The sequence below is a fragment of the Pseudomonas sp. R3-41 genome (assembly GCF_054161485.1).
Genome location: NZ_CP096421.1, coordinates 1,792,683 through 1,819,175 on the forward strand (window position 1 = coordinate 1,792,683; position 26,493 = coordinate 1,819,175).

The following is a 26,493-nucleotide window of genomic DNA, read 5'->3' on the forward strand; positions in this document are numbered from 1 at the left end:
ATATGTAGCATGACAACTTCAAGCGTCGTACATTCCCAAGCCTTCGGCTTCATGAGCTACGTACAAGGTGGTGTCGACCCGCGCACCGGGCAATACACCGTTTCCATCAACCTGCCCGAGGTCCAGAGTAACTGGCTGTGCGGCCCGGCGTTCCCTCTGAACCTGACCTTCAGCCCAATCAACACCCTGGACTCCGGGTTCGGGGTCGGCTGGAACCTGAACCTGAGCCAGTTCACGCTCTCCGACGATATTTTGGCGTTGAGTACCGGGGAGACCTTCAAAGTGACCGGCAGCGCTCCTCTCCCGGACATCAAGGAAAAAAAACTCGATACCTTCCACTTCGAAAACCTCAGCGGCGAGCGCTACCGCGTGTTGCACAAGTCGGGGATGGTCGAAGAGCTTCTGGTCGGCGGCGTTCTCACCCGGGTAGCATTGCCCGAGTACGTCAAATCGCCCGCCGGTCATAGCCTCACGTTTGCCTATAAGTCGTTCCGTGGCGGACAGTGCCTGCACAGCATCAGCGATGCTCAGGGCGAGCTGCTGCAAATCAACCGTGACGACTATGACGAGTGGGTCGAGATCCTCGTGCGGCCCGATGGCCCTAATGGCACCGCACTGGCGCGTTATGAAATGAAGCTCAACACCAGCGGTTGGGTCACCGAGATTGTCTTGCCCACGCCCGACAAAGGCTCCTGGCGTTTTGGCTATGGCAACGGGCCGATCCGCAACATCCTGTGCCTGCACGAAATCAAGACACCGGTCGGCGGACTGGAAACCCTCGAGTACGCCGACACCGGGCACCCGTATCCGCACGGCGTCGTGCGCCCCAACCTGCCGCGGGTCACCCGCCATCGCAGCTACCCCGATTTCGGCCAGCCGAACGCCGATGAAACGATGATCGAGGTGGAATTCAGCTACACCAGCCATAACTTCCTCGGTGCTGGTGAAACCGTCAGTTGGGAAGATGGGATGGACCCGCTGTACAAATTGCAGGCCAGCTATGAATACGGTAGCACCGCCAATTTGATGGTCGGCAGCCAGGTGGCACGCACAGTCGAACGCAGCTACAACCGTTTCCACTTGCTGGTGGAAGAAAAAACCCTGCAGGAACATTGCGTCAAGCGCGTCAGGACCCGGTATTACGACGAGGATGTGCCGTTCGAGCGCCAAGTGCCGCAGTTCCAGTTTCCCAAGGAAGTCACCACCAGTTGGGAGTTGGACAACGACGCGACCCAATACCGCGCTGAAATCACCCGCAGCGCCTACAACGACCAGGGCAACCATACCGAACAAGTTGAGCCCAACGGTATCAGGACCGTCTACACCTACTATTCCAAGAACGGCGAGGACGGTTGCCCGGCGGACCGCTTCGAACGCAACCTCAAAGACACTACGGTGTATCCATCATCCCAGGGTGAGCCGGGCGCGCCAACACTGCGCACCCGTCTGCGCTACAGCGCGCACAAGCCGCTGAGCGGCAGCGGGCTGGATGACTGGCTGGCGATGGACAGCGAAACCCTGATGCAGGTGGAAGGCGCCAACGAAACCACCTTGCAGCAGACCTTGCGCAGTTACCATGAACTGACCGACGATCCATTCTTGCATGGCCGCCTGGCCAGCCAGCAAACCTTGCTCAATGGCACCACCAGTACGACCTTGTATGAGTACGACAAGGGCCCCAGCGCGCTGGCCGGTGAAACCGTGTTGGAAACCACTGAAACCTACATCGGTTACGATGACGCGCCCGATAGCGAGGTTCGAAAAACAATCGTCAGTGAAGACTCGTTGCTTCACGGCCAGCCATTGCTGACTCGCGACGACAATGAAGTGAAAATTCGCTACACGTACGACGCCCTGACTCGCGTCGTGACCGAAACCGTCGCGCCGGACGAACCGGAGTTCGAAGCAACACGCCAGTATTCGTACCTATTGACCGCCCTGGACGGACAGCGGGCTGAGCAATTGGTCACCGACGTCAAGGGTGTGGAGACCCGGACACGGGTAGATGGGCTTAACCGTCCGGTGTATGAAGAGCGCCAGGACGCCGATAACCCTGTGCGCGCCGAAGAGTTCCGTCAGACGTATTCGGCGAGTTACGACGTGTTTGGGAACCTGACCGAGGAAACTCAATACGATTGGCGCGATGAGCAGCAGGCGGCGTTGGCCTCCACCTACGAGTACGACGGGTGGGGGGCGCAGCGCAGTGTCACCGGACCGGACGGAGTCAAGGTCTACGAGGAAACGAATCCGATTGGTTCTGAGCTATGGCAAGGCCCTATCCAGACCGCTTGGCGGGAAGGGACCGACACTGAGGCGAAGGTCAGCGGTAAAACGGTGACCTACTTGAACTTGCTGGAGAAACCCGATCAGGTAGAGCGCTTCGAGACCGACGGAACGTTGATCAGTCGGCACCGCTATGGTTATGACGGACTCGGACGAACTGCCGAGGAAACCGATGCTCGCGATGCGACTACAAAATACACCTACGATGTCTTTGACCGTATGGTCGCCACGGTTCTTCCTGGCGGTGCTACGGTTCGACGCAGCTATGCGCTGCATAGTTCGGAAGACCTGCCCACGGAAATAAGCGTCGATGGTATTGAATTGGGCCAACAGGTTTTCGATGGATTGGGGCGCCGGGTCGAGTCAATCACGGGTGGGCGCAAGCAAACGTTTACCTACGACCCGGGGCAAACTCAACCGGCGACGCTGACGACCGCCAGCAATCAACTTATCCATTATGTGTATCAACCTCAGTTGGGTGAGGAGCCTAGCCAGCGGCGCCTACCTGGCGATGTCACGGCTGAATATGTGCGTGACCGTAAAAACGCTCGATTGGTCAGCTGCACGGAAGGTGGACTGGAACTTTCACGTGAATACTTCTCGACCGGCGAACTGAAAAGTGAGACGCGCGTACAGGGGGCGGATACTTATGCGATGCACTATAAGCACAGTCGACTAGGTTTATTAGAAACTTATACAAATGTGCTGGAACAGACCCAGTCGTATACCTATGACAACGCTAATCGTTTGGAGCAAACCTGTTTGGACGACACTCTCTCTTCGGGTTTTACTTACGATAGCCTGGGGCAGCTCAGTTCTATCAGCACCCAGGACGGCGACGGCGGGAAGAGCGTGACAATCAACCTGCAGTACGACGGGTTGGGGCGTGAAACACAGCGAAACTTTGATCTTGGTGGCGTCGAGCAGCAACTGACCCAGGTATATAACAGTGTTGACGCATTGATCGAGCGAACCCTGTCCCAGGGCGAGACGCTATTGCGCAAGGAAACATACGAATACGATCCGCGCGGGCGCTTGGTGCTCTATACCTGTGAGGGCAGCGAACCGCCTGTGGATCCTTACGGTAAAACCATTCTCCGTCAGTTGTTCCGATTCGATGCGTTGGACAACCTGATCCGTGTGAATACCACGTCTCCTGAAGGTACCAATGTTGCTGTCTATACCTATGACGACACAAAGGACCCGACGCAATTGAGCAAAGTAACCAATACGGGAGTCCCCGGATACCCATCTGAAATAGTGCTGGAGTATGACGCCGACGGCCATCTGATCCGCGACGAAGAAAACCGTACGCTCGAATACGACCCCCTCGGCCGGTTGATTTCCGTCAGTGGCCTGTCGGGTGAACCCCCTGCTGGCTACAGCTACGACCCGTTGGACACACTGACCGGCCTGGACGATGGGAGCGGGAAAGAGCAGCGCTTTTACCAGGACGGCGAATTGTCGAGTCAGGTCAAAGGCGCCGACAGCAGCACTTTTATCCGCGCGGAAGGTGTCGTGCTCGCCGAGCGCCAGGCGGGTGCTGACCCAAAGTCGTTATTGTTGGCCGGTGATAGCAAGAACAGCGTGTTATGGGAAATCAATCAGGATGCAACCCAGGAGGTTGTTTATGCGCCGTATGGCCATCGCGCGGAGGAGGAGGCGGTCAGCGGCCACCTGGGTTACAACGGCGAGCGGCGGGAGGCGCAGACCGGTTGGTATTTGCTGGGGCAGGGATATCGGGCGTTCAATCCGGTGTTGATGAAGTTTCACAGTCCGGACGACTTGAGCCCGTTTGGTGAGGGGGGCTTGAACGCGTACATGTATTGCGAGGGGGATCCGATTAATTATGTGGATCCGACGGGGCATAGTCCTTGGGGATGGCTTCTTCGAAGTTTTAGAACAACTACTGCATCTCCTGTTGCTAAAACACTTCCAACGAGCTTTGTCACGAATCCACATAAAAATAGGGCGGCCTCGTTAACAACTATCAAGAGTAAACATGTTGTTAATCTCAAAAAAACAGCGCTTAACTATTACAAAGATGCCCAAGCCGTTCCGGAGGATACTGACAAATACAGAAGTCTCATTGGTAACGCGAAGTCAACCGCTGATGACTTTCAATTTGCGGAAGAAAATGTAGGAAAAATAGGTATTACCAAGTACCGCGCTAAAGAAATCGAGGCGAAAGCAAAATTCTATGACAAACGAATGGCGGCTGAAAAAAGAAGGAAGCTTAGGGAGCATAAACAACAAGCAGCCGAGGATAACCAGCGAATAAGAACCCAGAGAACTAGTGGTGAAAAAAGTTATCTGGGTGATGGCTATAGTTAACTGATCTATTGTTCGGGATAGCAACTAAGTTAAACGTTGTTATCCCAGCTTTTCGCTCTCCAGTTTGGGTTTCATTGAGCATATGCTAAATGACTGATCCCGCTGATCTTGCCCACTCAGAGAGTTCAAGTACATCACGACCGCTGCAACGACACCACCGGAACGCTCAGATCAACCCTCGTTGCATTGATCGAGCGAACCCTCAATTGCGCAAAGTGACCAATATGAGAGGAGTCCCTGGATACCCATCCGAAATATTGCTCGAGTATGGCGCCGACGGACATATGATTCAGGACGAAGAGGGGCGTCTTTTGGACTACGACGCCTTAGGCCGCCTGACCAAAATCAGCTCTGTGGGGTGAAGTTACTATGAATCGTTCGTCTCCTCTCCGCGATTCTGTTAGCGCTGCGGTGACTGTGCGCCTTTGTGCTCCAGGCTATGTGAGAGACACGCAGACGTTGTCCAGTGTCCTGCTGAGTTGGGATGAGCCCTATTCCGCGTGCCCTTTATGCCCCAACGTCATTGGTTATGAGGTGGTCGTAGAGGGTTTCCCGGCAAAAATAGTGGACGGCTCGCCTTGCGAAATAACGGGCCTGGCAACCGATGTCCCGTACACCGTCTACATCAAGGCAATCGCAGCCGGGAACATCGTATCGCAACCCAGTGTTCACTTCCTGCGCATAAGGCCTGCTCCCCCCAGCCAGCCGGGAGAGTTGGACGTAAGCGATATATCATTTTGGTCGGCGAAGCTTAAGTGGAGACCGTCGATAAGCAATCTTGGAAACCCTCGCTATAGAATTTATCTCAATGATTTTCTAATAGGCCAGGTCGATCAGCCTTTGTTCAATATCGAGCACTTGCGAAGTGGTGCTAATTATCATGTCAAGGTCGTCGCAATTAATGCAGCAGGTTCGTCAGAGCCTGCAAATATAACCTTCAAGACTTTATTGAGGGCGCCGTCAAATTTAAAGCTGAAACACCATGCCGGAATATGCAGGCTTTCGTGGGATCCCATGTTCGGTGTATGGCCGACTCATGAGGTTTCAATAAATGGTAGAACTTTTACTGCGGGCTTTCTGGGTTTTAATTTTAATCTGGCTGAACTATCTCCTGGGGCGCCTCCGCACTCATTCGATTTTGCGGTCTACGCTAAACTTGATGAGCAGATATCGGAAACCACGAGGTTTGAAACGATATTGCATGATGTCGAGCCTCCCACTCGACCTGGACAGCCTGTCGCGACGAACATCACTGACCGTTCGGTGGATCTGGCCTGGCCGCCGTCAAGTGACAATGTAGGAGTGACGGGTTATAGAGTGTTTGTCAACGGTATCCCATATATTTTCCTTAGTCCTGTTACCCATCAGAAGATCCTAGGGTTAGTCAGCGGAGCCTATTATTGGGTTTTCGTATGCGCACGGGACGCCGATGGGAATCTTTCAGTTCCTGGCCCGGTGACAACATTCAAGACCCTGGGAGAGGCGCCAGTTCCTCCCCCCCTTGCTCCCACCGATGTCAGTATCACGCCACTGACTTCTACGTCTGTTGTGTTGCGGTGGACACTTGGAGAGGGCGAGGTGACGTCGGGGACGAGGATCAATATTGATGGAGAGTATAAGAATGTAGCTTTGGCATCCAGTTGGAAATTAACTGGTCTAATTCCAGATATGGAATATTCAATAAAGTTACAAACATTTGACTACTTTGGACAGTTGTCAGAGTCGGTCAATCTTATTTATATCCCCAAGGACACCCAGCCACCCAGTGTGCCTAAAAATTTGCGTGAAATTGCGTCATCATCCGACACCGTGACGCTGTCTTGGGAGGAATCAACAGACGACATCGGGATGTGTGGCTATGTCATCTACAATAATCTTGAATATTTCGACACCACTCCGCTTACCCGCTACACCGCTGTCGATTTGCTTCCGGGTACATACGTATTTGACGTCTGTGCTTTGGATATTTCCGGTAACGCGTCCGAGCCAGCCTCAATAGCAGTTGAAATCAAAAGCTGACTGTCTGGAAGGGGGCCTGTGCGACAATCGCGTATCGTCACAAGTGCTGAGGCCGAGCGTGTCGCGGCGTCCAGGCCTGTCGTTCAGATTCGTTGATGCCTCTACAATGTCCAAGCACATCCAGACCGCTGCAGGCACCCCATCGAAGCGCTCAGATCAACCCGCGTTCACGGGCAATCTTGCCCGCGAGATGCCGCGAGCTGACGCCGAATTTTCGGCGGATATTATTGAAGTGATAATTGACGTTGGCTTCGCTGCAATCGACGATCATGGAAATCTCCCAGGAAGATTTGCCGGCTTCGCTCCATTGCAGGAATTCCTTTTCACGTTTGGTGAGTCGTATCGCTTGAGGTGGGTTGCTCTCTGTGGAATGGAGAGGGTCCTGGTATGGCGACGAACGTCCAGAAATCACGGTGCTGTGGTACATGACTGAAACTCCCATTCATCATCAATGATGGCGTGGGGGCAGCGGAATCTCCTACTACTTGATGGCATGGTTCACACGACCCATCTTCAACCCCTGAGGCAGGGCTGGAGGCACGGTTTCGTTTATAGCTCGATCCAAACCAGCTGAAACCTGTCAGACATTACAGGTCCTGAATCTCGATAAGGTGTTATTGGAAAGCCTTTAATGCCCAAGCGGTTGATATTTATTATTTTTTCTGTCCATGCGAGACGACGATCAAAAGCGCAAGAACGGATAAAGGGATGGGCACGACGCTGCTCACGGGGTCAGATTGAATCCGTGGCGAGGGAGCTTGCTCCCGCTGGGCTGCGCAGCAGCCCCCTTTTTTATGAGTGCTGCGCACTCAAGCGGGAGCAAGCTCCCTCGCCACGGATTAGTCAATTGTTCAGTGCGAACGGGCGCGGATTTTTCATTTAGAATTTGCATTCAACCAACCCCGGGTATATACACGCACCATGCTTCCTTCCCAATGTCTGTGCATCAACCTGCGTCGTGCCGCCCGTGGCGTCAGCAGGTATTACGACGGCGCCCTCGACGGCTTCGGGATCAACGTTGCCCAGTATTCTTTACTGAACAACCTGGCGCGCCTGGACCAGCCGAGTATTTCCTCCCTGGCCGAGGCCATGGGCCTGGACCGCAGCACCCTGGGGCGCAACCTGCGGGTGCTTGAAGGCGAGGGGCTGGTGGCGTTGGCCGAGGGCGATGACTTGCGTAACCGTATCGTCGTGCTCACTGAGACGGGCCGGGCCCGCTTGGCGGCAGCGCTGCCGGCCTGGGATGCGGCGCAACAGAAACTGATCGATAAGCTGGGCGCGGAAAAGCGCGCTACTTTACTGGCCTTGCTGGATGAACTGGCGTGAAGCCGGTTCGTCCGATGATAAGTGGGTATATACCCACGACTGGAGAACAAGAATGACATCGATGTGGCGTACCTGTGGTTGGGTCCTGGTGGGCAGCGCGCTGATCCTGGCGTTGTCCCTGGGCGTGCGGCATGGCTTTGGCCTGTTCCTGGCGCCCATGAGTGCCGAGTTCGGCTGGGGCCGAGAGGTGTTCGCCTTCGCCATTGCCTTGCAGAACCTGATCTGGGGCCTGGCGCAGCCGTTCACCGGCGCGTTGGCAGACCGCTTCGGTGCGGCGAAAGTGGTGCTCATCGGCGGGGTTCTTTATGCCGTCGGCTTGGTATTCATGGGCATGGCCGACTCGCCATGGTCCTTGTCGTTGAGCGCGGGTCTGTTGATTGGCATCGGCCTGTCGGGCACGTCTTTCTCGGTGATCCTGGGCGTGGTCGGACGGGCCGTGCCGCCGGAAAAACGCAGCATGGGCATGGGCATCGCCAGTGCCGCCGGTTCCTTCGGCCAGTTCGCCATGCTGCCGGGTACGCTGGGGTTGATCGGCTGGCTCGGTTGGTCGGCGGCGCTGCTGGCGCTGGGGCTGTTGGTGGCGTTGATCGTGCCGCTGGTGAGCATGCTCAAGGATGCGCCGGCGCCGCTGAGCGGCAAAGAGCAAACCCTGTCCGAAGCGTTGCGCGAGGCGTGCGGTCATTCAGGTTTCTGGCTGTTGGCCGTGGGCTTTTTTGTCTGTGGTTTCCAAGTGGTTTTCATCGGGATACACCTGCCGGCCTATCTGGTGGACCAACACCTGCCCGCCAGTGTCGGCACCACTGTGCTGGCCCTGGTCGGGCTGTTTAACATCTTTGGCACCTACACCGCCGGTTGGCTGGGCGGGCGCATGTCCAAGCCGCGCCTGTTGACCGGGTTGTACCTGATGCGGGCGGTGGTGATCGGTTTGTTCCTGTGGCTGCCGGTGACGACCACCACGGCGTACCTGTTTGGCATGGCGATGGGCTTTTTGTGGCTGTCGACGGTGCCGTTGACCAATGGCACGGTAGCGACCCTGTTTGGCGTACGAAATCTGTCGATGTTGGGTGGGATCGTGTTCCTGTTCCACCAGTTGGGCTCGTTCCTCGGTGGCTGGTTGGGCGGGGTGGTGTATGACCGGACCGGCAGCTACGACTTGATCTGGCAGGTATCGATCCTGCTCAGCCTGCTGGCTGCGGCGTTGAACTGGCCGGTGCGTGAACGGCCGGTAGCGCGCCTGCAAGTCCAGGTCGGTGCGGCATGAGTCGCGTCGGCCCGTGGTTGATCGCTGCTGGTGCCGGCCTGCTGCTGGCGTTCGCCTGGTGGGGCTGGCATCAGGGCGGCTTGGCCTTGATGCAATTGGGAATGGGTACCTGCTGAACAATGGACGGCATCGGACGCGGCGAGTAACGTCGTGGTCTGGCATGCTTTTAAGGAAAACCGACATGTTGATGCGCTGGTTTGCTGTTCCCGCCCTGTTGCTGGCTGTGGCCGGGCAAGTCTGGGCCGCCGATTGCCCGCCGTTGCTGGAAGGCTCGTTGCCCAAGCTGCGGGCCAAGGAAACCGTCGACTTATGCCAGAGCTTCGCCGGCAAGCCCCTGGTGGTGGTCAACACTGCCAGCTTCTGTGGGTTCGCCCCGCAATTCAAAGGCCTCGAGGCGCTCAACCAGCGCTACAAGGACCAAGGCTTGCAGGTGCTGGGCGTGCCGTCCAATGATTTCAAGCAGGAAGCCAAGGACGGGGCTGAAACCGCCAAGGTCTGCTACGTCAATTACGGCGTGACCTTCACCATGACCGAACCACAGCCGGTGCGCGGCGCCGACGCGATACCGCTGTTCAAGCACTTGGCTGAACAATCCGCCGCGCCGAAGTGGAATTTCTACAAGTACGTGGTGGACCGCCAGGGTAAAGTCGTTGGCAGTTTTTCCAGTCGGATCAAGCCTGACGATCCGGATTTCATCAAGGCTGTGGAGACGGCCATCGCCTCAAAACCCTGATTGCTCGTCACGAAAAAGCCCCGCTTCTTTGCAGAGAGCGGGGCTTTTTTTGCTTCAGGTGGCGAGAGTTCAGGTTCGCCGCGAAACATTAGAAGCGGTAGGTTGCACCCACGCCGAAACCGTTGGCGCTGTTTTCGTATTTGGCGCTGTAGGACTGGCCGAGGGCGTTGCTGCCGCTGACGTTGACTTTTTCTTCCTTGAGGTAGGAATAAGCTACGTCGATGGTCAGGTCTTCGGTCGGGCTCCAACCGGCGCCCAGGCTGAAGATGGTCCGGTCGCCGGTCGGGATGCGTGGCGAGCGATCGGTGTTGTTGGTCGGCGCCTGGTCGAAGGTCAGGCCGGTACGCAGTACCCACTGCTTGTTCAACTGGTAGGAGGTACCGATGGCGTAGGCCCAGGTGTCGTGCCAGTTTTGCTCTTCGGTGATGGTGCCGAAAACAGGGTTCACGAAACCGCCGCCAGTGCTGGTGCCTTCGTTTTCCACGGTGATTTCTTTCAGGCGGCTCCAGCGAGTCCAGGTACTGCCGGCGTAGACGGTCCAGGCATCATTGATTTGCTGGGTAACCGAAAAATCCACCGATTCAGGCGTGGTGATGTCCAGCGAAGCGTCGTAGCGTGCGCCACTCAGTACGGGAGGAGGAGTGCCTGCACCTGGGTTCACTTCAGTGTGACCTTCAAGCTTGTACTTGACCTTGGAGTGATAGGTCAGGCCAACACGCGTGGTGTCCGTTGCCTGGACCAGTACGCCAATGTTGTAGCCGTAGCCGATATCGTCACCCTTGATCTCCACGCCGGCCTCAGGCAAGCCTGGCACGCCGAGCTGCGATTCCAGGGAGCCGGAAATACGGTTGATGGTCGGGCCGAAACCGATCGATACCTTGTCGTTGAAGGCATAGCTGACGGTTGGCTGGAACGTGACGACTTTGACTTCGCTCTTGCTGCCGAAACTCCGGCCCTGGAAACCATTTTCGTAGTCGGTGATCAAGCCGAACGGTGCGTAGACACCCAAGCCGAACGCCCATTGATCATCGATAGGCTTGACGTAATAACCCATCGGAACGCCAGTGAGCGGAACCATGTCGCCCTTGTTGGTACCGGACTGGGTGCCGCTGGCATCGTCGATGTCGGTCGAGGCATCGATGGCGGCGAAACCACCGGTGACTTGCTGGCGCTTGAGGCGCGACATGCCGGCAGGGTTGCCGAACACGGTGCTGGCGTCATCGGCAGAGGAAGAACGACCTGCGAAACCAGTGCCCATGCCACTGATGCTTTGTTCGTTCAAGGCAAAGCCACTGGCGAAAAGTTGCGTGGATGCCAAGGTAACGGCAAGGCCAAGTGTGGTTTTGAGCATCATTTTTTTCATTGTTAGAACTCCTGGTGATCACCGGGGCGAAAATTACCAACATTTTCGTTCAAGCGCTATAGCCTGGATGGCTTGATTTAGAGCGGTTTTGTAGGACAATCCGACCAGATTCGCGACCGTTGTAGGAACTTTCGAAATTTACCGTCAGCAAGCGACCTGATTCAGTGGTGAAACACAGCTTCGCCAAGCGCAGGTGAAATCTCGCAGGCGCCCTTGGGGGTGAAAGGTCTGGCGCCAGATGCGGGCCATGCCCAGCAGGTCATCGGCGTCGGGAAGCGCGGGGTTCTGTTCCTCCACCAACAGCCAGGCGATGGCGGTGGCGTAGCGCAGGTTGACGGTCAATTCCAGGTGCGGGCCGCTGAGGAAGGCGTGCTGGCTGGCCAGGCCGCGTACCAGGCTGGCGCGTTCCGGGTCCCGCGCCAGGTAATGATCCCAGAGTGCCTGGTGTCGGGTTTCGGTAATGCGATACAGGCCATGCCCGCGTCGATCATGCAGGGCAGAACCCAGGGCCGACTGGCTGGCGGCAATGCCCAGCAACAAGGATTCCGCGGTTGCGCTGTGACACTCCAGGTAGAGGAGCGTCGGGCGGATCACATATCGACACAGTTCGCTGGCAGCGATACCCATAAAATCCTCGTGATGTGAGGTGGGCGGAGCCTGAAGAGTGTGGGCTTGGCAGCAGTGGATCGGTCCAGGCCCCGCCAGAAGCGGATCATGCCGCTTGACTTGAAGTGTAGTGTCATATTCCCGCTGTAAAGGACTGTTTTTAAAACATCTTCGGCGAACGGTTATAACTGTTATATCCCTTGGTGCTTACGCCGTTTCGCTTTATCGAGAAATTCCGGGCAATAAAAAGCCCCGCTTTATGGGCGGGGCCTTGGGGGTTTCAGCCTTGCTGGCGTCTCAGGCAACCAGTGCCTGACGGGTACGCTCGATCACGGCCTGCAGCGGTTCGGCGCTGGAGTACTGGTCGGGGTACAGGCGTTCGCTGTGACGGGCGATGCCGTGTTCGTTGACCAGAGTGAAGCTGAAGCAGCCTTTGCGAGCGGCCATGATCAGGCAGTTCATTGGAGCAAAAGCGTTGGTTAGGGTGCGGATGGCATCCTGTGTCTGGATTTGAGTAGACATGTTATGGGTGTTCCTACAAATGACACGGTTAAGAACCGTGCAACGTTAAAACGTTCCAGTAACGTCGACCACCATTGGTCGAACGAAGAACCCGACTGGAACAAAGCAGCCAGTTTGAGCGCTATATGAAGTGCGCGCTTGGGCTGGCAGGTAGGTACTTAGGAGGGCAGGCAACACATCGAGGGCAAAGGTTCTGGGCCCGGGGTGAAGATCCTGATCAATTTTGCAGGTTGGTTCGGTCAGAGTAATGAGCCTGGCAACACCCTTCGCATTCGATCGAAGGCTGTGTTGGCGCAAGGTTTACCTGGAAACCATCGAGGGGGGCGGTCTCCTTTTTTCGGTGAGCGTCCTTTGGAGGGTGGCTGACCGCGGAGATGTGTTCGACCCGGAATTGACTTTCAGCTTGGTACTAACGTCGCGGATACTAACGGATCGATCCCATGAAGGGAAGAGGATGGTTGAAAAATATTCAAATTAGCCCTGGCAGCAAGTCGGGCATGGCCTGTGGCGAGGGAGCTTGCTCCCGTTGGGCTGCGCAGCAGCCCCAAAAGAAAGGGCCGCTGCGCGCTGGAGCGCCAGCCCGGCCCAGCGGGAGCAAGCTCCCTCGCCACGGGTTGGTTTTCAACCCGATCCAAGAACGAAGGCGTAGCACAGGATCCCAACGACTGCTGGTGTGGTCAGGTTACCCACGCGTCGCCCATGGCCTCAGGTTATCCCCAGCTTCATACCGCCAGATGCGCCAAAAAATAGCAGCGTTATAACCCGTTCAGCTGTTACTTGTGCACACTCGCCGCACCACCTGTCACCTTACTGTCATGTCGAAACAATCCGGGGTGGCTGCCTGTATCCAAAATTTAAGTCAATGAAAAACATCGCTTTTTTTTACTGGTGAAAAAATCGTCAGTTTAAGCGCAGGCCCCGTTCCACAGGGCTTTGCGCGAGTTCAGGGTCGGTTGTCCACTGAGTTATCCACAGCTTCTGTGGATTGTCCCAAGCGCTTGCTCTAGCACGGGCGTGCCGGTTTTTTTTCGGCTTTACCCGTACGAAAAAAGGAGTAAAGTGGCGCGCCTTCCGATCTGTCCCACAGTGTTTTATGAAGTTTCGCTCAGTATCAAATCCTGTTACTTCAGCACCCTCTGGTGTTACCCCACCCAAGCGTATGTCGATGCGGGTGGCTGAGTGGCTGCTCGACAGCCCGCGGCTCGGGGACAGCCCCAGCGTCAAGCACTTGGCCGGTCGTTTGCTCAAGCAACCGGCCCGTGAAGGCGTGGTGGCTGCGCAAAGTCGCCTCGGGCAGTTGATGTGCCGTGAATGCGGCAACGCTCGGGATCGACGCATCGGTCACGACCTGCTGCGCCAGGCCGCCCGGGCCGGCGATGATCGTGCCCGCCGGGCCCTCGGTGAAATCGAAGACTGAAATCGCAGACTGCGCTGGGCAACCCCCAGCCGCTTGGTTAACCTTCGGGCTTTATTTGATCGGCAGGAATTGTCATGGCTATGGATTTGACCAGCCTGTTGTTTGGCCTGGCAGGCGCCGCGGTGCCGTTGCTGGCACTGGCCTGGCACCTGCAACGCCAAGCCGCCACTGCCCAGACCGAATTGGCTCTGCTGGAAGAGCGCCTGGCCACCGCCCATATGGCCCACGATGGCCTCAACGCCCAGCTCGATGCCTGCCGCGACGAGATCAGCGACCTGAGCCAGGCCAACGCCGCCAAGCAAGCCGAGCTTGCCGCGGCCTGTCGCGAAGTCGATTTGCTGCAGATCGAGCGCGACAATGCCCGGGATGCGGCCCACGCCTGGAACCTTGAACGCGCCAACAAGGAAGCCGAGCTGCGCCGGCTCGATGCCCAGGCGGCATCGTTGCAGGCCGAACTGCGCGAGCAACAGGAAAGTCATCAGCAACGCCTGGATGACCTGCAAGGTTCGCGAGATGAGCTGCGGGCACAGTTCGCCGAGCTTGCGGGAAAGATCTTCGATGAGCGTGAGCAACGCTTCGCCGAAACCAGCCAACAACGCCTGGGCCAGTTGCTCGATCCGCTGAAAGAGCGCATCCAGTCCTTCGAAAAACGCGTTGAAGAAAGTTATCAGGCCGAGGCCCGGGAGCGTTTCTCCCTGGGCAAGGAACTGGAGCGCCTGCAACAACTGAACCTGCGCCTGAGCGACGAGGCCACCAACCTCACCCGCGCGCTCAAGGGCCAGAAAACCCAGGGCAACTGGGGCGAACTGATTCTGGAGCGGGTGCTTGAACATGCCGGCCTGGAGAAGGGCCGCGAGTACCAGACCCAGGTCAGCCTCAAGGGCCCGGACGGCGAGCGTTTCCAGCCGGACGTGTTGATTTACCTGCCGGGCGACAAGCAAGTGGTGGTCGATTCCAAGGTCAGCCTCACCGCCTACCAGCAGTACGTGGCGGCTGAAGATGACGCCATCGGCCAACTCGCCCTCAAGCAACATGTGCTGTCGTTGCGAACTCACGTCAAAGGCTTGGCCGGCAAGGACTACAAGCGCCTGGACGGTTTGCACAGCCTGGATTTCGTGTTGTTGTTCGTGCCGATCGAGGCGGCGTTTTCCGCAGCCCTGCAAGCCGAGCCGAACCTGTTCCAGGAAGCCTTCGACCGCAACATCGTGATCGTCAGCCCGACCACGCTGCTGGCGACACTACGGGTGATCGACAGCTTGTGGAAGCAGGAACGCCAGAGCCAGAACGCCCGGGAAATCGCCGAGCGGGCCGGGTGGCTGTATGACAAATTCGTTTTGTTTATCCAGGATCTGGACGAGATCGGCAGTCGCTTGCAGCAGTTGGACAAAGCCTACAGCGCAGCGCGCAACAAACTGACGGAAGGGCGCGGCAACCTGATCAGCCGCAGCGAACAGCTCAAGCTGCTCGGCGCCCGGGCCAGCAAGAGCTTGCCCAGCGAACTGCTCGAACGGGCGATGACCGATGCGGATGGGCTGCCGGAGTTGCCGGAAGAAGCCAGCGAGAAAACCCAGGGCTGAAGTGAACCCAAAGCTGAAGCCGCCCTCGGGCTGAATCAGATCTCAAGGCAAAAACAGCACCCTGTGGCGAGGGAGCTTGCTCCCGCTGGGCTGCGCAGCGGCCCTCTTTTTGTGAGTGCTGCGCACTCAAGCGGGAGCAAGCTCCCTCGCCACAGGAGCTATCATTTGCCGAAGTTACAACGGCAAATGCCGACTCAACAACGCCCGCAACGCCGCCGGCTTCACCGGCTTGGCCAGGTAATCCAGGCCCGCCGCATGCACCTGGGCCACCGTCTCGGGCCGGCCATCGGCGCTGATCACCACCCCTGGCACCGGTTCCCCCATGCGCGTGCGCAACCAGGCCATTAGTTCGGTACCGGTCTCGCCGTCGTCCAGATGAAAATCCACCAGCGCCAGTTGCGGTCGGCCGCCCTGGGCCAGCCAACGCTCGCATTCCTCGCGGTTGCGCGCCGTCCACACCTGGCAACCCCAGCGCGTCAGCAGGCTGTTCATGCCGATCAGGATGCTGTCTTCGTTATCGACGCACAGCACCTGCGCGCCGCTTGGCAAATGACCGTTGGGCTCGGTCACGGCGCTCGGTGCGACGGCTTGCGTCTGGGCCAAGGGAACGCTGACGCTGAATACGCTGCCACGCCCAGGCCAGGAGCGCACCTGCAGGCTATGGCCCAGCACGCGACAGAGCCCGTCGGCGATGGCCAGGCCCAGCCCCAGGCCTTTTTCGGCGCGAGTCTGGTGGCTGTCCAGGCGCTTGAACTCTTCGAATATGACCTGCAGCTTGTCCTCGGCGATGCCCGGCCCGCGATCCCAGACCTCCAGGCACAACTCGCCGTTGCGCCGGCGCACGCCCAGCAACACCGGCCCCTTGGCGTAGCGGAACGCATTGGTCAGGAAGTTCTGCAAAATACGTCGCAGCAGCTTGATATCGCTGTCCACGCGCAGGGATGAGCCGCGAACCCGGAACTTCAAGCCTTGTTCCTGGGCCAGCGCCGTGAACTCTGCACCGAGGGTATCGAACAGGTCGTTGAGGGCGAAGGGCTTGCGGTCGGGGTTGATCTTGCCGTTTTCCAGGCGGGAGATATCCAGCAGGTCGGTGATCAGGTCTTCCGCCGAGCGCAGCGAACTGTCCAGGTGGTGCACCAGTTGCCGGGCCTCGCTCGGCAACGCGTCGTGCTGATGGGACAGCGCGGCGGAGAACAAGCGCGCGGCGTTGAGCGGTTGCATCAGGTCGTGGCTGACCGCGGCCAGGAACCGGGTCTTGGACTGATAAGCCGCTTCGGCGGTGCTCTTGGCGTCGGTCAGGGCCAGGTTCAGTTGGGACAATTCCCGCGTGCGTTCGGCCACCCGTTGCTCCAGCCCTTCGTTGGCTTCCGTCAACGCCTGGGCAGCTTCACGGAAGGCGGTGATGTCGGTGAAGCTCATGACGAAACCGCCACCGGGCATCGGGTTGCCGATCAGCTCGATGACCCGGCCGTTGGGGAACAGTCGCTCGGAGGTATGGGCGCGGCCCTGGCGCATCCAGTGCAGGCGCCTGGCGACGTGGACTTCCGCCTCGCCCGGCCCACAGAGGCCACGTTCGGCGTTGTAGCGGATGATGTCGGCAATGGGCCGGCCGACACTGATCAAGCCATCCGGGTAGTTGAACAGTTCCAGGTAGCGACGATTCCACGCCACCAGCCTGAGGGACTGGTCGACCACGCTGATGCCCTGGCTGATGTTTTCGATGGCGCCTTGCAGCAGGGCGCGGTTGAACTGCAGCACTTCCGACGCTTCGTCCGCGATCCGGACCACGTCTTCAAGCTGCATTTCCCGACCTTCAATAGCGGCTTTTACCACGGCGCGCGTCGAAGAGGCGCCGAGTACACCGGCCAGCAGGCGTTCGGTGTGGGCGATCCATTCGCTGTCGGCGTTCTGGTTCGGGTTGAAGCCTTTGCCTTGGCGGTAGGCAAAGCGGATGAAACTCTGCCGCGCCCGTTCTTCACCGACGAAACGCGCGGCCAGTTGCAACAGGTCTTCGATGTGCACCGCCAGCATTGAGCGAGGGTTGGGGCGGGCGCTGATTTCCTGACCGATGAAGCGTCCGGCCTGCCAGTGTTCCGAGACACGTGTGCGCGACAGCACGGACACCCAGGCAAACAGCGTGAAGTTGCCGGCCAGGGACAGGACCACCCCTTGGGTCAGTGGGGTAATCGGCAGGTTCAGCGGATTGCCGTGCAACCAGGCCAGGCCCGGGAAGGTGCTGAGCGACCAGCCCAGGCTGTGGGCGGCGATCGGCAGGACCAAGGTGTAGAACCACAGGAATATCCCCGTGGCGAGGCCGGCGAATACGCCGCGGCGGTTGGCCTGTTTCCAGTACAGCGCGCCGAGCATGGCTGGGGCCAGTTGGGTCACGGCGGCGAAGGCGATCTGGCCGATGGTCGCCAGGCTCGCCGTCGAACCCAGCAGACGGTAACTGACGTAGGCCAGCAACAGGATCACCACGATGCTCACCCGGCGCACCGAGAGCATCCACTGGCGGAACACCTCGAAAGGGCGTTCGGCGGCGTTGCGGCGCAGCAGCCACGGCAACAACATGTCGTTGGAAACCATGGTCGACAGCGCCACGCTGGCGACGATCACCATGCCGGTGGCCGCCGAGGCGCCGCCGATGAACGCCAGCACGGCCAGGGCCGGGTGGGCCTGGGCCAGCGGCAGGCTGATGACGAACGAGTCCGGCAGCACCGAGCTGGGCAGCATCATTTGCCCGGCGAGGGCGATGGGCACCACGAACAGCGCGGCCAGGGCCAGGTAGGCGGGGAACACCCATTTGGCCAGGCGCAAGTCCTGGGGCTCGATGTTTTCCACCACGGTCACGTGGAACTGCCGCGGCAAGCAGATGATCGCCATCATCGCCACCCCGGTCTGCACCACCATGGACGGCCAGTTGATGGTTTCTTTCCAGTATTGCTCCAGGCGTGGGGCGAGCATCGCCTGATTGAACAGGTCGTCGAAGCCGTCATACAGGCCGTACGTGACGAACGCACCGACCGCCAGGAAGGCGAACAACTTGACCAGGGATTCGAAGGCAATCGCCAACACCATGCCGCGGTGGTGTTCGGTGGCGTCCAGGTTGCGGGTGCCGAACACGATGGTGAACAGCGCCAGGATCAGCGAGACGATCAGCGCGGTGTCCTGGGCGCGGGTGCCCATGGCATCGGCGCCGGCGCCGATCAACAGGTTCACCCCGAGCACGATGCCCTTGAGCTGCAAGGCGATGTACGGCAGCACGCCGACCAGGCAGATCAACGCGACCACCACCGCCAGGGATTGGGATTTGCCGTAGCGGGCGGCGATGAAGTCGGCGATGGAGGTGATGTTCTCCTGCTTGCTGATCATCACCATTTTCTGCAGCACCCACGGCGCGAACACCAACAGCAGGATCGGCCCGAGGTAGATCGGCAGGAATGACCAGAGCTGTTCGGCGGCCTGGCCCACGGCGCCAAAGAACGTCCAACTGGTGCAATAGACCGCCAGCGACAGGCTGTAGACCCAGGCCCGCACCCGTGGCGGCAGCGGCGTGCTGCGCCGGTCGCCGTAGAAGGCGATGGCGAACATGATGGCCATATAGGCCAGGGCAACAACGGCGATCAGCCCGCTGGACAACGACATGGAAACTCCCCGACAAAGACACCGGGGCTTGAGCCCGGCAGGACAGTCTCGCATGCCCGCTCGGGTTCGTCAGTGTCGACCAAGGTCGAGGCGTGGTGGGGTGTCGCAGGTGGGGAGAATCTTGGGTTATGCAGGGGTGTTGCTGGCCTCATCGCGAGCAGGCTCGCTCCCACATTGGGTCTGTGGTGGATACAAATCTTATGTCCACTGGAGAACCCATGTGGGAGATTCTATGGTTGAGGAGAAGCCCTCAAGCCGCTTTTGGTTGGTATTCGCTTTGTCCTTTCAGCAAAGCGAATACGATCCGAGCAAGCTTGCGAGCCAGTATTACTAGCGCCTGCGTGGTAGCGAAGCCCCGAGCTCTTAGTTTTTCATAAAAGCCTTTCCAGGCAGACGTACGGCTGGCCGACATGGCTGCGTTGTGTAAAAGCCGACGAACTTCCGGGTCGCCGCGTTTGCTCAAGCTTCGCCGGTCATCTTTTTGTCCTGATTGGGACACTCGCAAATCCATTCCCAAGAAAGCGATAAAAGCGTCTGCATTCTTGAAGTCGCCCCGCTGAAATGCCGTAAGCAAACGAGCTCCGGTCAAAAATCCGATGCCCTCGACTTTCAGGCAACGGTTCAGTTGACCTAGCAAACCGGCATTTTTCAGATGATCCTTGATCGTCTTCTCGATCAATGTCTCAAGCCTCTGCATGGCGGCGATTTGCTCGGCGAAAGCTGTCTTCAGTAGTGGCTCGTTCGCCCAGCTTTGTACCAGGGCGACTCGAGCCTGAACCAAGGCAGCACGACGGCGGAAAAGGCTTAGAAGCTGGCGATACAACGGAGATGGCGGCGCCCATGGATGAAGCTCATGCCCTTCGTTCTTCAGGTAACGAGCCAGCAGCTTGGCATCCAGCGCGTCGGTTTTGGCGCGTATTTTTACGCCTTTGCGGTAATGATGAAGTTCATAACCGCCCACCATATAGATCGTGCAACCGGCCTCATAGGCCAGATCAGCAAAATCCAAGTGATAGATATTGGTCGACTCAATGGCAACATCGACGGGTCCCGGCAATACTTTCAACCACCTTTTGATGGCCGCCTTGTCGTTAGGAATCGCTTCCAACACATCAAGCTCTGCGTGATAGATCACCAGCTCGTTCTTGGCGACATCCACGCCCACGATTGGCTTTGTGACAGAAACCGGCATTGCCATTGAAAATCCTCCGGGCTAAGGTTTGAACACTTGAAGGGGTCACCCAGAGGCGCAGGCTTGTCTCTATCGTCGATCCAGGCCGAAGCATTCTTTATCGGCGCTTGGGTGAAAGGAGGAGGGGCGAAATCTTCCACGGTCTGTACTGCGCGAACAGTCAGAATCGAGCCTTGTCCCTCCTCCTCCCTTCAAGTCCTACCATACAAGCGAGCCTGCTCGCGAAAGCGCTGGGTCAGCTTGCATCGATGTTGAATGTGCCACCGCCTTCGCGAGCAAGCTCGCTCCCACAGGGTTTTGTGGTGAACGCAGATATGGCTGACACCACAAGTCCACTGTGGGAGCGGGCTTGCTCGCGAAGGCGGTGTACCTGTCACTGGGATGCTGGATGTACCACCGCCATCGCGAGCAAGCTCGGCTCCCACAGGGTTTTGTGGTGAACGCAGATATGGCTGACACCACAAGTCCACTGTGGGAGCTTGCTCGCGATGGCGCCTTACTGACCCAACGCAATATCCACCAGCCGATACAACTCCCCAACCTCCAGCGGCGCGTTAGCAAAGAGAATGCGGAACACCGTCGGCGCCACCACCACATTGAGCCTGCTCGCGAAAGCGCTGGGTCAGCTTGCATCGATGTTGAATGTGCCACCGCCTTCGCGAGCAAGCCCGCTCCCACAGGGTTTTGTGGTGAACTCAGATATTGCTGACACCGCAAGCCCACTGTGGGAGCGGGCTTGCTCGCGAAGGCGGTGTACCTGTCACTGGGACGCTGGATGTACCGCCGCCATCGCGAGCAAGCTCGGCTCCCACTGGGTTTTGTGGTGAACGCAGATATGGCTGACACCACAAGTCCACTGTGGGAGCTTGCTCGCGATGGCGACCTTACTGACCCAGCGCAATATCCACCAGCCGATACAACTCCCCAACCTCCAGCGGCGCGGTGGCAAAGAGAATGCGGAACACCGTCGGCGCCACCACCACATTGATCAGCCGCTCGACTGCGTCAGTCGGTGAAACCAGTCAGCGATGGCGTACGGCCTTGAAGCCGAGCATGCAGGTGCCGCCGGCAGTGGGTTAGTCTTGGCGCCTCAACCTTCTTACGGACGGACCCCTTGAAAATCATTCGCAGCAAGTCCTTCACCGGTGACCGTGCCTGGGCGGCGCTGGACATCGCCAACATGAACGGCATCACCACGCGCCTGCACTGGACCGACCAGCCGTACAAATGGCACATCAACGACGGTCAGGAAGTCTTCGTGGTGCTCGATGGGCAAGTGCGGATGTGCTATCGCGAAGACGGTGTCGAAAAGGCGACCCTGCTGGACGTTGGGGACATTTTCTACGCCTCGGTGGGCACCGAACATGTCGCCAAGCCTTTGGGCGAAGCGAGAATCCTGGTGATCGAAACCGAGGGCAGCGTCTGATACTTATCTGTAAAACAGATTACATATAGAGAAATTACCCGTTATATAGATATTCGATCCCGCTCTAGCATGGCTCCACCTCATCCGAGGACAGGAGTTCGCCATGACATGCTGTGCCGCGAAAAACCGCTTGCGCCCGTTGAGCCATTTGCCCAGGCCGCTGGAAGCCATTCGCCAATTCACACCTAACTGGTTCGCCGTGACCATGGGCACCGGTGTGCTGGCGCTGGCCCTGGCGCAATGGCCGGCGCAGATGCCGGGCCTGCGCGCCTTGGGCGAAGGGTTGTGGTTGTTCAACACGCTGTTGTTCGTGGTGTTCGCCCTCATGTACACGGCCCGTTGGGTGCTGTTCTTCGACGAAGCGCGACGGATTTTCGGCCATTCGACGGTCTCGATGTTTTTCGGCACCATTCCCATGGGGCTGGCGACCCTCATCAATGGCTGTCTGGTCTTTGGGCTGCCGCGCTGGGGGCAGAGCGTGGTGGCGGTGGCCGAGGCGTTATGGTGGATAGACGTGGCCATGTCGCTGGCCTGTGGCGTGCTGATCCCTTTCTTGATGTTCACTCGCCAGGAACACCGGATCGACCAGATGACCGCCGTGTGGTTGTTGCCGGTGGTGGCCGCCGAAGTCGCGGCGGCCAGCGGCGGGCTGTTGGCGCCGCATCTGGCCGACGCTCATGCACAACTGGTCATGCTGGTGACCAGCTACGTGCTCTGGGCCTTTTCCCTGCCGGTGGCGTTCAGCATCCTGACGATTCTGCTGTTGCGCATGGCCCTGCACAAACTGCCTCACGAGAACATGGCCGCCTCGAGCTGGCTGGCCCTCGGCCCGATTGGCACCGGTGCCCTGGGCATGTTGCTGCTGGGCAACGATGCCCCGCTGATTTTTGCCGCCAATGGCCTGCCCAGCGTGGGCGACATCGCCGCCGGCTTGGGCCTGGTGGCCGGCATCACGCTGTGGGGCCTGGGGTTGTGGTGGATGTTGATGGCGCTGCTGATCACCGCGCGCTATCTGCGCGAAGGCATTCCCTTCAACCTAGGCTGGTGGGGCTTTACCTTTCCCCTGGGCGTGTACGCGCTGACGACGCTGAAGCTTTTCGAGCTGCTGGGCCTGGGTTTCTTCGGCGTGTTCGGTGCTGTGCTGGTGGCCTTGCTGGTGGTGATGTGGCTGATCGTTGGGCGGCGTACGGTGCTGGGCGCCTGGCACGGTGAGCTGTTTGTGTCGCCCTGCATTGCAGGGCTGGCGAAATAATCGCTAAAGACAGGTAATGTGTGGCCTGGATCGAAAAACCTTCATTCCAATAAGCGTCCACGCCACTCAGGAACATGGAAGATGAGTCACCCTTCGCAGTTCACCTTGCTTCGCACGCGGCGTTTTCTGCCGTTCTTCATCACGCAGTCCTTGGGCGCGTTCAACGACAACATTTTCAAGCAGTCGCTGATCCTCGCCATCCTCTACAAATTGACCATCGAAGGCGACCGCTCGATCTGGGTCAACCTCTGCGCGCTGCTGTTCATCCTGCCATTCTTTCTGTTCTCGGCATTAGCGGGGCAGTTCGGGGAAAAATTCGCCAAGGACGCGTTGATTCGCCTGATCAAGCTTGGCGAAATCGCCATTATGGCGGTGGGCGCGGTGGGTTTCCTGTTCGATCACTTGTGGCTGATGCTGCTGGCGCTGTTCGCCATGGGCACGCATTCGGCGTTGTTCGGTCCGGTGAAGTATTCGATCTTGCCGCAGGCCTTGCGTGAAGATGAGTTGGTCGGCGGCAACGGCCTGGTGGAGATGGGGACGTTCCTGGCGATCCTGGCCGGCACCATCGGCGCCGGGATCATGATGTCCTCGGCGCATTACGCCCCGGTGGTGGCTAGCGCGATCATCGGCATCGCCGTGCTCGGTTACCTGGCCAGTCGCAGCATTCCGCGCGCGGCGGCGGCCTCGCCGCAAATGCGTCTGAACTGGAACATCTTCAGCCAATCCTGGGCAACCCTGAAATTGGGGTTGGGGCAAACCCCGGCGGTGTCCCGGTCGATTGTCGGCAACTCGTGGTTCTGGTTTGTCGGGGCGATTTACCTGACGCAGATTCCCGCTTATGCCAAGGAGTGGATGCACGGCGACGAGACCGTGGTGACCCTGATCCTGACGGTGTTCTCGGTGGGGATCGCGTTGGGTTCGATGCTGTGTGAAAAGCTTTCCGGGCGCAAAGTCGAGATCGGCCTGGTGCCGTTCGGTTCGTTCGGTCTGACCGTGTTTGGCCTGCTGTTGTGGTGGCATTCCGGTGGGATTCCCGCCAGCGTCGAGGGCCACGGTTGGCTTGAAGTGCTCGGTTTCGGCCATGCCTGGCTGGTGTTGATCGACATCCTCGGATTGGGCGTCTTTGGCGGTTTCTACATCGTGCCGCTGTATGCGCTGATCCAGTCGCGCACCGTGGAGAACGAGCGGGCGCGGGTGATTGCCGCCAACAATATTCTCAACGCGTTGTTCATGGTGGTCTCGGCGATTGTCTCCATCGTGTTGCTGAGCCTGGCCAAGCTGTCGATCCCGCAGCTGTTCCTGGTGGTGTCGTTGCTCAACATCGGCGTCAACGCCTACATCTTCAAGATCGTCCCCGAGTTCAGCATGCGTTTCATGATCTGGCTGCTGAGCCATTCCATGTACCGCGTGGAGCATCGCAACCTGGAGGCGATACCGGATGAAGGCGCAGCGCTGCTGGTCTGCAATCACGTGTCCTTCGTCGATGCCTTGCTGATTGGCGGCGCGGTGCGTCGGCCGATTCGCTTCGTGATGTACTACAAGATCTACAACCTGCCGGTGCTGAATTTCATCTTCCGCACCGCCGGCACCATCCCGATTGCCGGGCGCCAGGAAGATATTCATATCTATGAAAAAGCCTTCAAGCGAATTGCCCAATACTTGAAGGACGGCGAGCTGGTGTGCATTTTCCCTGAAGGAAAACTGACCGCTGACGGAGAGATCAATGAGTTCAAGAGTGGACTGACGCGCATCCTCCAGGAAACCCCGGTGCCAGTGATTCCCTTGGCGCTGCAGGGTTTGTGGGGCAGTTTCTTCAGTCGCGACCCGGCCAAGGGGCTGTTTCGCCGGTTCTGGTCGCGGGTGACGTTGGTGGCGGGCTCGGCGGTTGCGGTGGAAGTGGCTGAGCCGGCGAAGTTGCAAGCGTTGGTGGGGGAGTTGCGTGGCACGGTCCGCTAGAACGAAAAACTGAAGGAGAAGACCTGTGGGAGCAAGGTGCTGTGGGAGCAAAGCTTGCTCGCGATGGCGTCCCTGAGATCGCTATCGCGGGCAAGCCTTGCTCCCACAGCTCTTTGTTCCCACAGGTTTTGCTCCTACAAGTTCCACTGTTCCTAGAAGGTCTTGCTCCTACCGGGAGGGCTCAGGCGCTGACCTTGAGGCCGATCAATCCGGCGACAATCAACGCCACGCTGGCCAGGCGAACCAGCGCCATCGACTCACCAAACAAAATGATCCCGGCGATCACCGTGCCCACGGCACCGACCCCGGTCCAGATCGCATAGGCCGTCCCCAGCGGCAGTTCCTTCATCGCCAGGCCGAGCAGGCCGAGGCTGATCGCCATGGCGGCGATGGTCAGTGCGGTGGGAAGAGGGCGGCTGAAGCCGTCGGTGTACTTCAGGCCAACAGCCCAGCCGACTTCGAACAGGCCGGCAAAAAACAGAATGATCCAGGACATCACGCACCTCATCGATGGGTGGGGTCGTCCCCGGATAGTGAACTCTTTGGCGTTGCGGGGTCGTCCCCGCATTGGGCGCAAGAGTGCCCAATGCTGACTGTTTGGTCAAGTCGCTCGGTCAGTCTGCCGCTTGACGGTCAAGTAGCTCGCGGTCCTGTTTTTCGCTCATGCGCCGGAAGTACGTCGAGAGCAGGGCTCCGGAGATATTGTGCCAGACGCTGAACAGCGCACTGGGCACCGCCGCCAGTGGCGAAAAGTGCGCGCTCGCCAGCGCCGCGCCGAGGCCGGAGTTCTGCATGCCGACTTCCAATGAAAGGGTTTTGCGTTGGGCCAACGGCAAGCCGAACAAACGCCCGGTGAAGTACCCCAGCAGATAACCGAAGCTGTTGTGCAGCATCACAATGGCCATGATCAGCAGGCCGGATTCGGCGATCTTCGCCTGACTGGCCGCGACCACCGCCGCCACAATGATCACGATGCTCACCACGGATATCAGCGGCAGCACGTCTATGGCATGACGAACCCGGGCACCCAACAGGCGTTGGGCGACGATGCCCAGCGCGATCGGCACCAGCACGATTTGCAGGATCGACCAGAACAGCGCCGAGAACGACACCGGCAACCAGGCCGAGGCCAGCAGCCAGATCAGCGCAGGGGTCAGCAGCGGAGCAAGCAGGGTGGTGATCGCGGAAATCGCCACGGCCAGGGCCAAATCACCGCGAGCCAGCCAGGTCATGACGTTGGACGATGTGCCGCTCGGGCAGCAACCCACCAGGATGACGCCGACGGCGATCTCCGGCGGCAGGCTGAATACTTGGCAAAGCAACCACGCCGTACCGGGCATGATCACGAATTGGGCAACCACCCCCAGGGCTACGCGTCCCGGATGGCGGGCGACTTCGGCAAAGTCCTCCAGCTTCAATGCCAGGCCCATGCCGAACATCACCAGGCCCAGTAGCGGCACGATGGCGACTTTCAGGCCAACGAACCATTGCGGTTGCAGGAAAGCCAGTACCGCGAAAAACAGTACCCAGTAAGCGAAGGTGTTGCCGACGAAGCGGCTTAATGCAGCCAATGCGCGCATG

At 58.7% G+C, this 26,493-nt stretch carries 18 protein-coding genes and 2 pseudogenes; 10 read left to right on the top strand and 10 right to left on the bottom strand.

Translation table 11 applies throughout. From position 1 onward, the window contains the following. Positions 1-9: 9 nt before the first annotated feature. Complete coding sequence (locus M1D99_RS08055; RefSeq protein ID WP_458131628.1) at positions 10-4,617, top strand: RHS repeat domain-containing protein; 4,608 nt, start codon at positions 10-12, stop codon at positions 4,615-4,617. Between the two features lie 369 nt (positions 4,618-4,986). Further along, the gene (locus M1D99_RS08060; protein ID WP_434574623.1) at positions 4,987-6,636 is read left to right on the top strand and encodes a fibronectin type III domain-containing protein; all 1,650 of its coding nucleotides are present in this window, start codon (positions 4,987-4,989) and stop codon (positions 6,634-6,636) included. 151 nt (positions 6,637-6,787) lie between these two features. Here M1D99_RS08060 and M1D99_RS08065 read toward each other — a convergent pair whose 3' ends face one another. Beyond that, positions 6,788-7,063: a helix-turn-helix transcriptional regulator gene (locus tag M1D99_RS08065; RefSeq protein ID WP_434574624.1), complete on the bottom strand. Its 276-nt coding sequence runs from the start codon at positions 7,061-7,063 to the stop codon at positions 6,788-6,790. A gap of 494 nt (positions 7,064-7,557) precedes the next feature. Between M1D99_RS08065 and M1D99_RS08070 the strand changes: the two genes are divergently transcribed. The 3 genes from M1D99_RS08070 (at position 7,558) to M1D99_RS08080 (ending at position 9,956) form a co-directional block, all read left to right on the top strand. Beyond that, positions 7,558-7,962: a MarR family winged helix-turn-helix transcriptional regulator gene (locus M1D99_RS08070; protein ID WP_434574625.1), complete on the top strand. Its 405-nt coding sequence runs from the start codon at positions 7,558-7,560 to the stop codon at positions 7,960-7,962. Positions 7,963-8,014: 52 nt separating this feature from the next. Further along, entirely contained in the window at positions 8,015-9,223 is a 1,209-nt protein-coding gene (locus M1D99_RS08075; RefSeq protein ID WP_434574626.1) for an MFS transporter, read from the top strand. A gap of 181 nt (positions 9,224-9,404) precedes the next feature. Continuing rightward, complete coding sequence (locus M1D99_RS08080) at positions 9,405-9,956, top strand: glutathione peroxidase (RefSeq protein ID WP_434574627.1); 552 nt, start codon at positions 9,405-9,407, stop codon at positions 9,954-9,956. Positions 9,957-10,044: 88 nt separating this feature from the next. Here the strand turns inward: M1D99_RS08080 and M1D99_RS08085 are convergent, their stop codons facing one another. The 3 genes from M1D99_RS08085 to M1D99_RS08095 form a co-directional block, all read right to left on the bottom strand. Next, positions 10,045-11,319 (bottom strand): OmpP1/FadL family transporter, encoded by a 1,275-nt coding sequence (locus M1D99_RS08085; RefSeq protein WP_434574628.1) that lies wholly within the window; start codon positions 11,317-11,319, stop codon positions 10,045-10,047. Positions 11,320-11,463: 144 nt separating this feature from the next. After that, positions 11,464-11,946 (bottom strand): hypothetical protein, encoded by a 483-nt coding sequence (locus tag M1D99_RS08090; RefSeq protein WP_434574629.1) that lies wholly within the window; start codon positions 11,944-11,946, stop codon positions 11,464-11,466. A 276-nt stretch (positions 11,947-12,222) separates the two neighbouring features. Next, positions 12,223-12,447 carry a hypothetical protein gene (locus M1D99_RS08095; protein WP_008051046.1) on the bottom strand — a complete coding sequence of 75 codons (225 nt, stop codon included), beginning with the start codon at positions 12,445-12,447 and terminating at the stop codon, positions 12,223-12,225. A 1,093-nt stretch (positions 12,448-13,540) separates the two neighbouring features. On the opposite strand from M1D99_RS08095, the gene M1D99_RS08100 reads away from it, so the two are divergent. Continuing rightward, positions 13,541-13,864, top strand: coding sequence for an SEL1-like repeat protein (locus M1D99_RS08100; protein WP_186728746.1), 324 nt, complete (start codon positions 13,541-13,543; stop codon positions 13,862-13,864). 188 nt (positions 13,865-14,052) lie between these two features. Beyond that, positions 14,053-15,441 (top strand): DNA recombination protein RmuC, encoded by a 1,389-nt coding sequence (gene rmuC, locus M1D99_RS08105; RefSeq protein WP_186728854.1) that lies wholly within the window; start codon positions 14,053-14,055, stop codon positions 15,439-15,441. Positions 15,442-15,615: 174 nt separating this feature from the next. Here rmuC and M1D99_RS08110 read toward each other — a convergent pair whose 3' ends face one another. From M1D99_RS08110 to M1D99_RS08125, 4 genes and pseudogenes are all read right to left on the bottom strand, one after another. Then, complete coding sequence (locus M1D99_RS08110) at positions 15,616-19,086, bottom strand: hybrid sensor histidine kinase/response regulator (protein WP_434574630.1); 3,471 nt, start codon at positions 19,084-19,086, stop codon at positions 15,616-15,618. A gap of 250 nt (positions 19,087-19,336) precedes the next feature. Next, positions 19,337-20,284, bottom strand: a complete 948-nt coding sequence (locus M1D99_RS08115) for an IS110 family transposase (protein ID WP_186710884.1) — start codon at positions 20,282-20,284, stop codon at positions 19,337-19,339. A gap of 490 nt (positions 20,285-20,774) precedes the next feature. After that, positions 20,775-20,879 (bottom strand): annotated as a pseudogene (locus M1D99_RS08120) (TetR family transcriptional regulator); the annotation flags it as partial. Positions 20,880-21,162: 283 nt separating this feature from the next. Next, positions 21,163-21,291, bottom strand: a pseudogene (locus M1D99_RS08125) (TetR family transcriptional regulator); the annotation flags it as partial. A gap of 101 nt (positions 21,292-21,392) precedes the next feature. Between M1D99_RS08125 and M1D99_RS08130 the strand changes: the two are divergent. The 3 genes from M1D99_RS08130 to M1D99_RS08140 all read left to right on the top strand — a co-directional run bounded on the left by M1D99_RS08130 (position 21,393) and on the right by M1D99_RS08140 (position 24,912). Next, entirely contained in the window at positions 21,393-21,704 is a 312-nt protein-coding gene (locus M1D99_RS08130; protein ID WP_434574631.1) for a cupin domain-containing protein, read from the top strand. 103 nt (positions 21,705-21,807) lie between these two features. Further along, positions 21,808-22,956 carry a TDT family transporter gene (locus M1D99_RS08135; RefSeq protein WP_434574632.1) on the top strand — a complete coding sequence of 383 codons (1,149 nt, stop codon included), beginning with the start codon at positions 21,808-21,810 and terminating at the stop codon, positions 22,954-22,956. A gap of 81 nt (positions 22,957-23,037) precedes the next feature. Next, positions 23,038-24,912 (top strand): MFS transporter, encoded by a 1,875-nt coding sequence (locus M1D99_RS08140; protein WP_434574633.1) that lies wholly within the window; start codon positions 23,038-23,040, stop codon positions 24,910-24,912. Positions 24,913-25,093: 181 nt separating this feature from the next. Here the strand turns inward: M1D99_RS08140 and sugE are convergent, their stop codons facing one another. Both sugE and M1D99_RS08150 read right to left on the bottom strand, forming a co-directional pair. After that, positions 25,094-25,408 carry a quaternary ammonium compound efflux SMR transporter SugE gene (sugE, locus tag M1D99_RS08145; RefSeq protein WP_003204587.1) on the bottom strand — a complete coding sequence of 105 codons (315 nt, stop codon included), beginning with the start codon at positions 25,406-25,408 and terminating at the stop codon, positions 25,094-25,096. A 118-nt stretch (positions 25,409-25,526) separates the two neighbouring features. Next, positions 25,527-26,492, bottom strand: a complete 966-nt coding sequence (locus M1D99_RS08150; protein WP_186709877.1) for a bile acid:sodium symporter family protein — start codon at positions 26,490-26,492, stop codon at positions 25,527-25,529. Position 26,493: the final 1 nt, after the last annotated feature.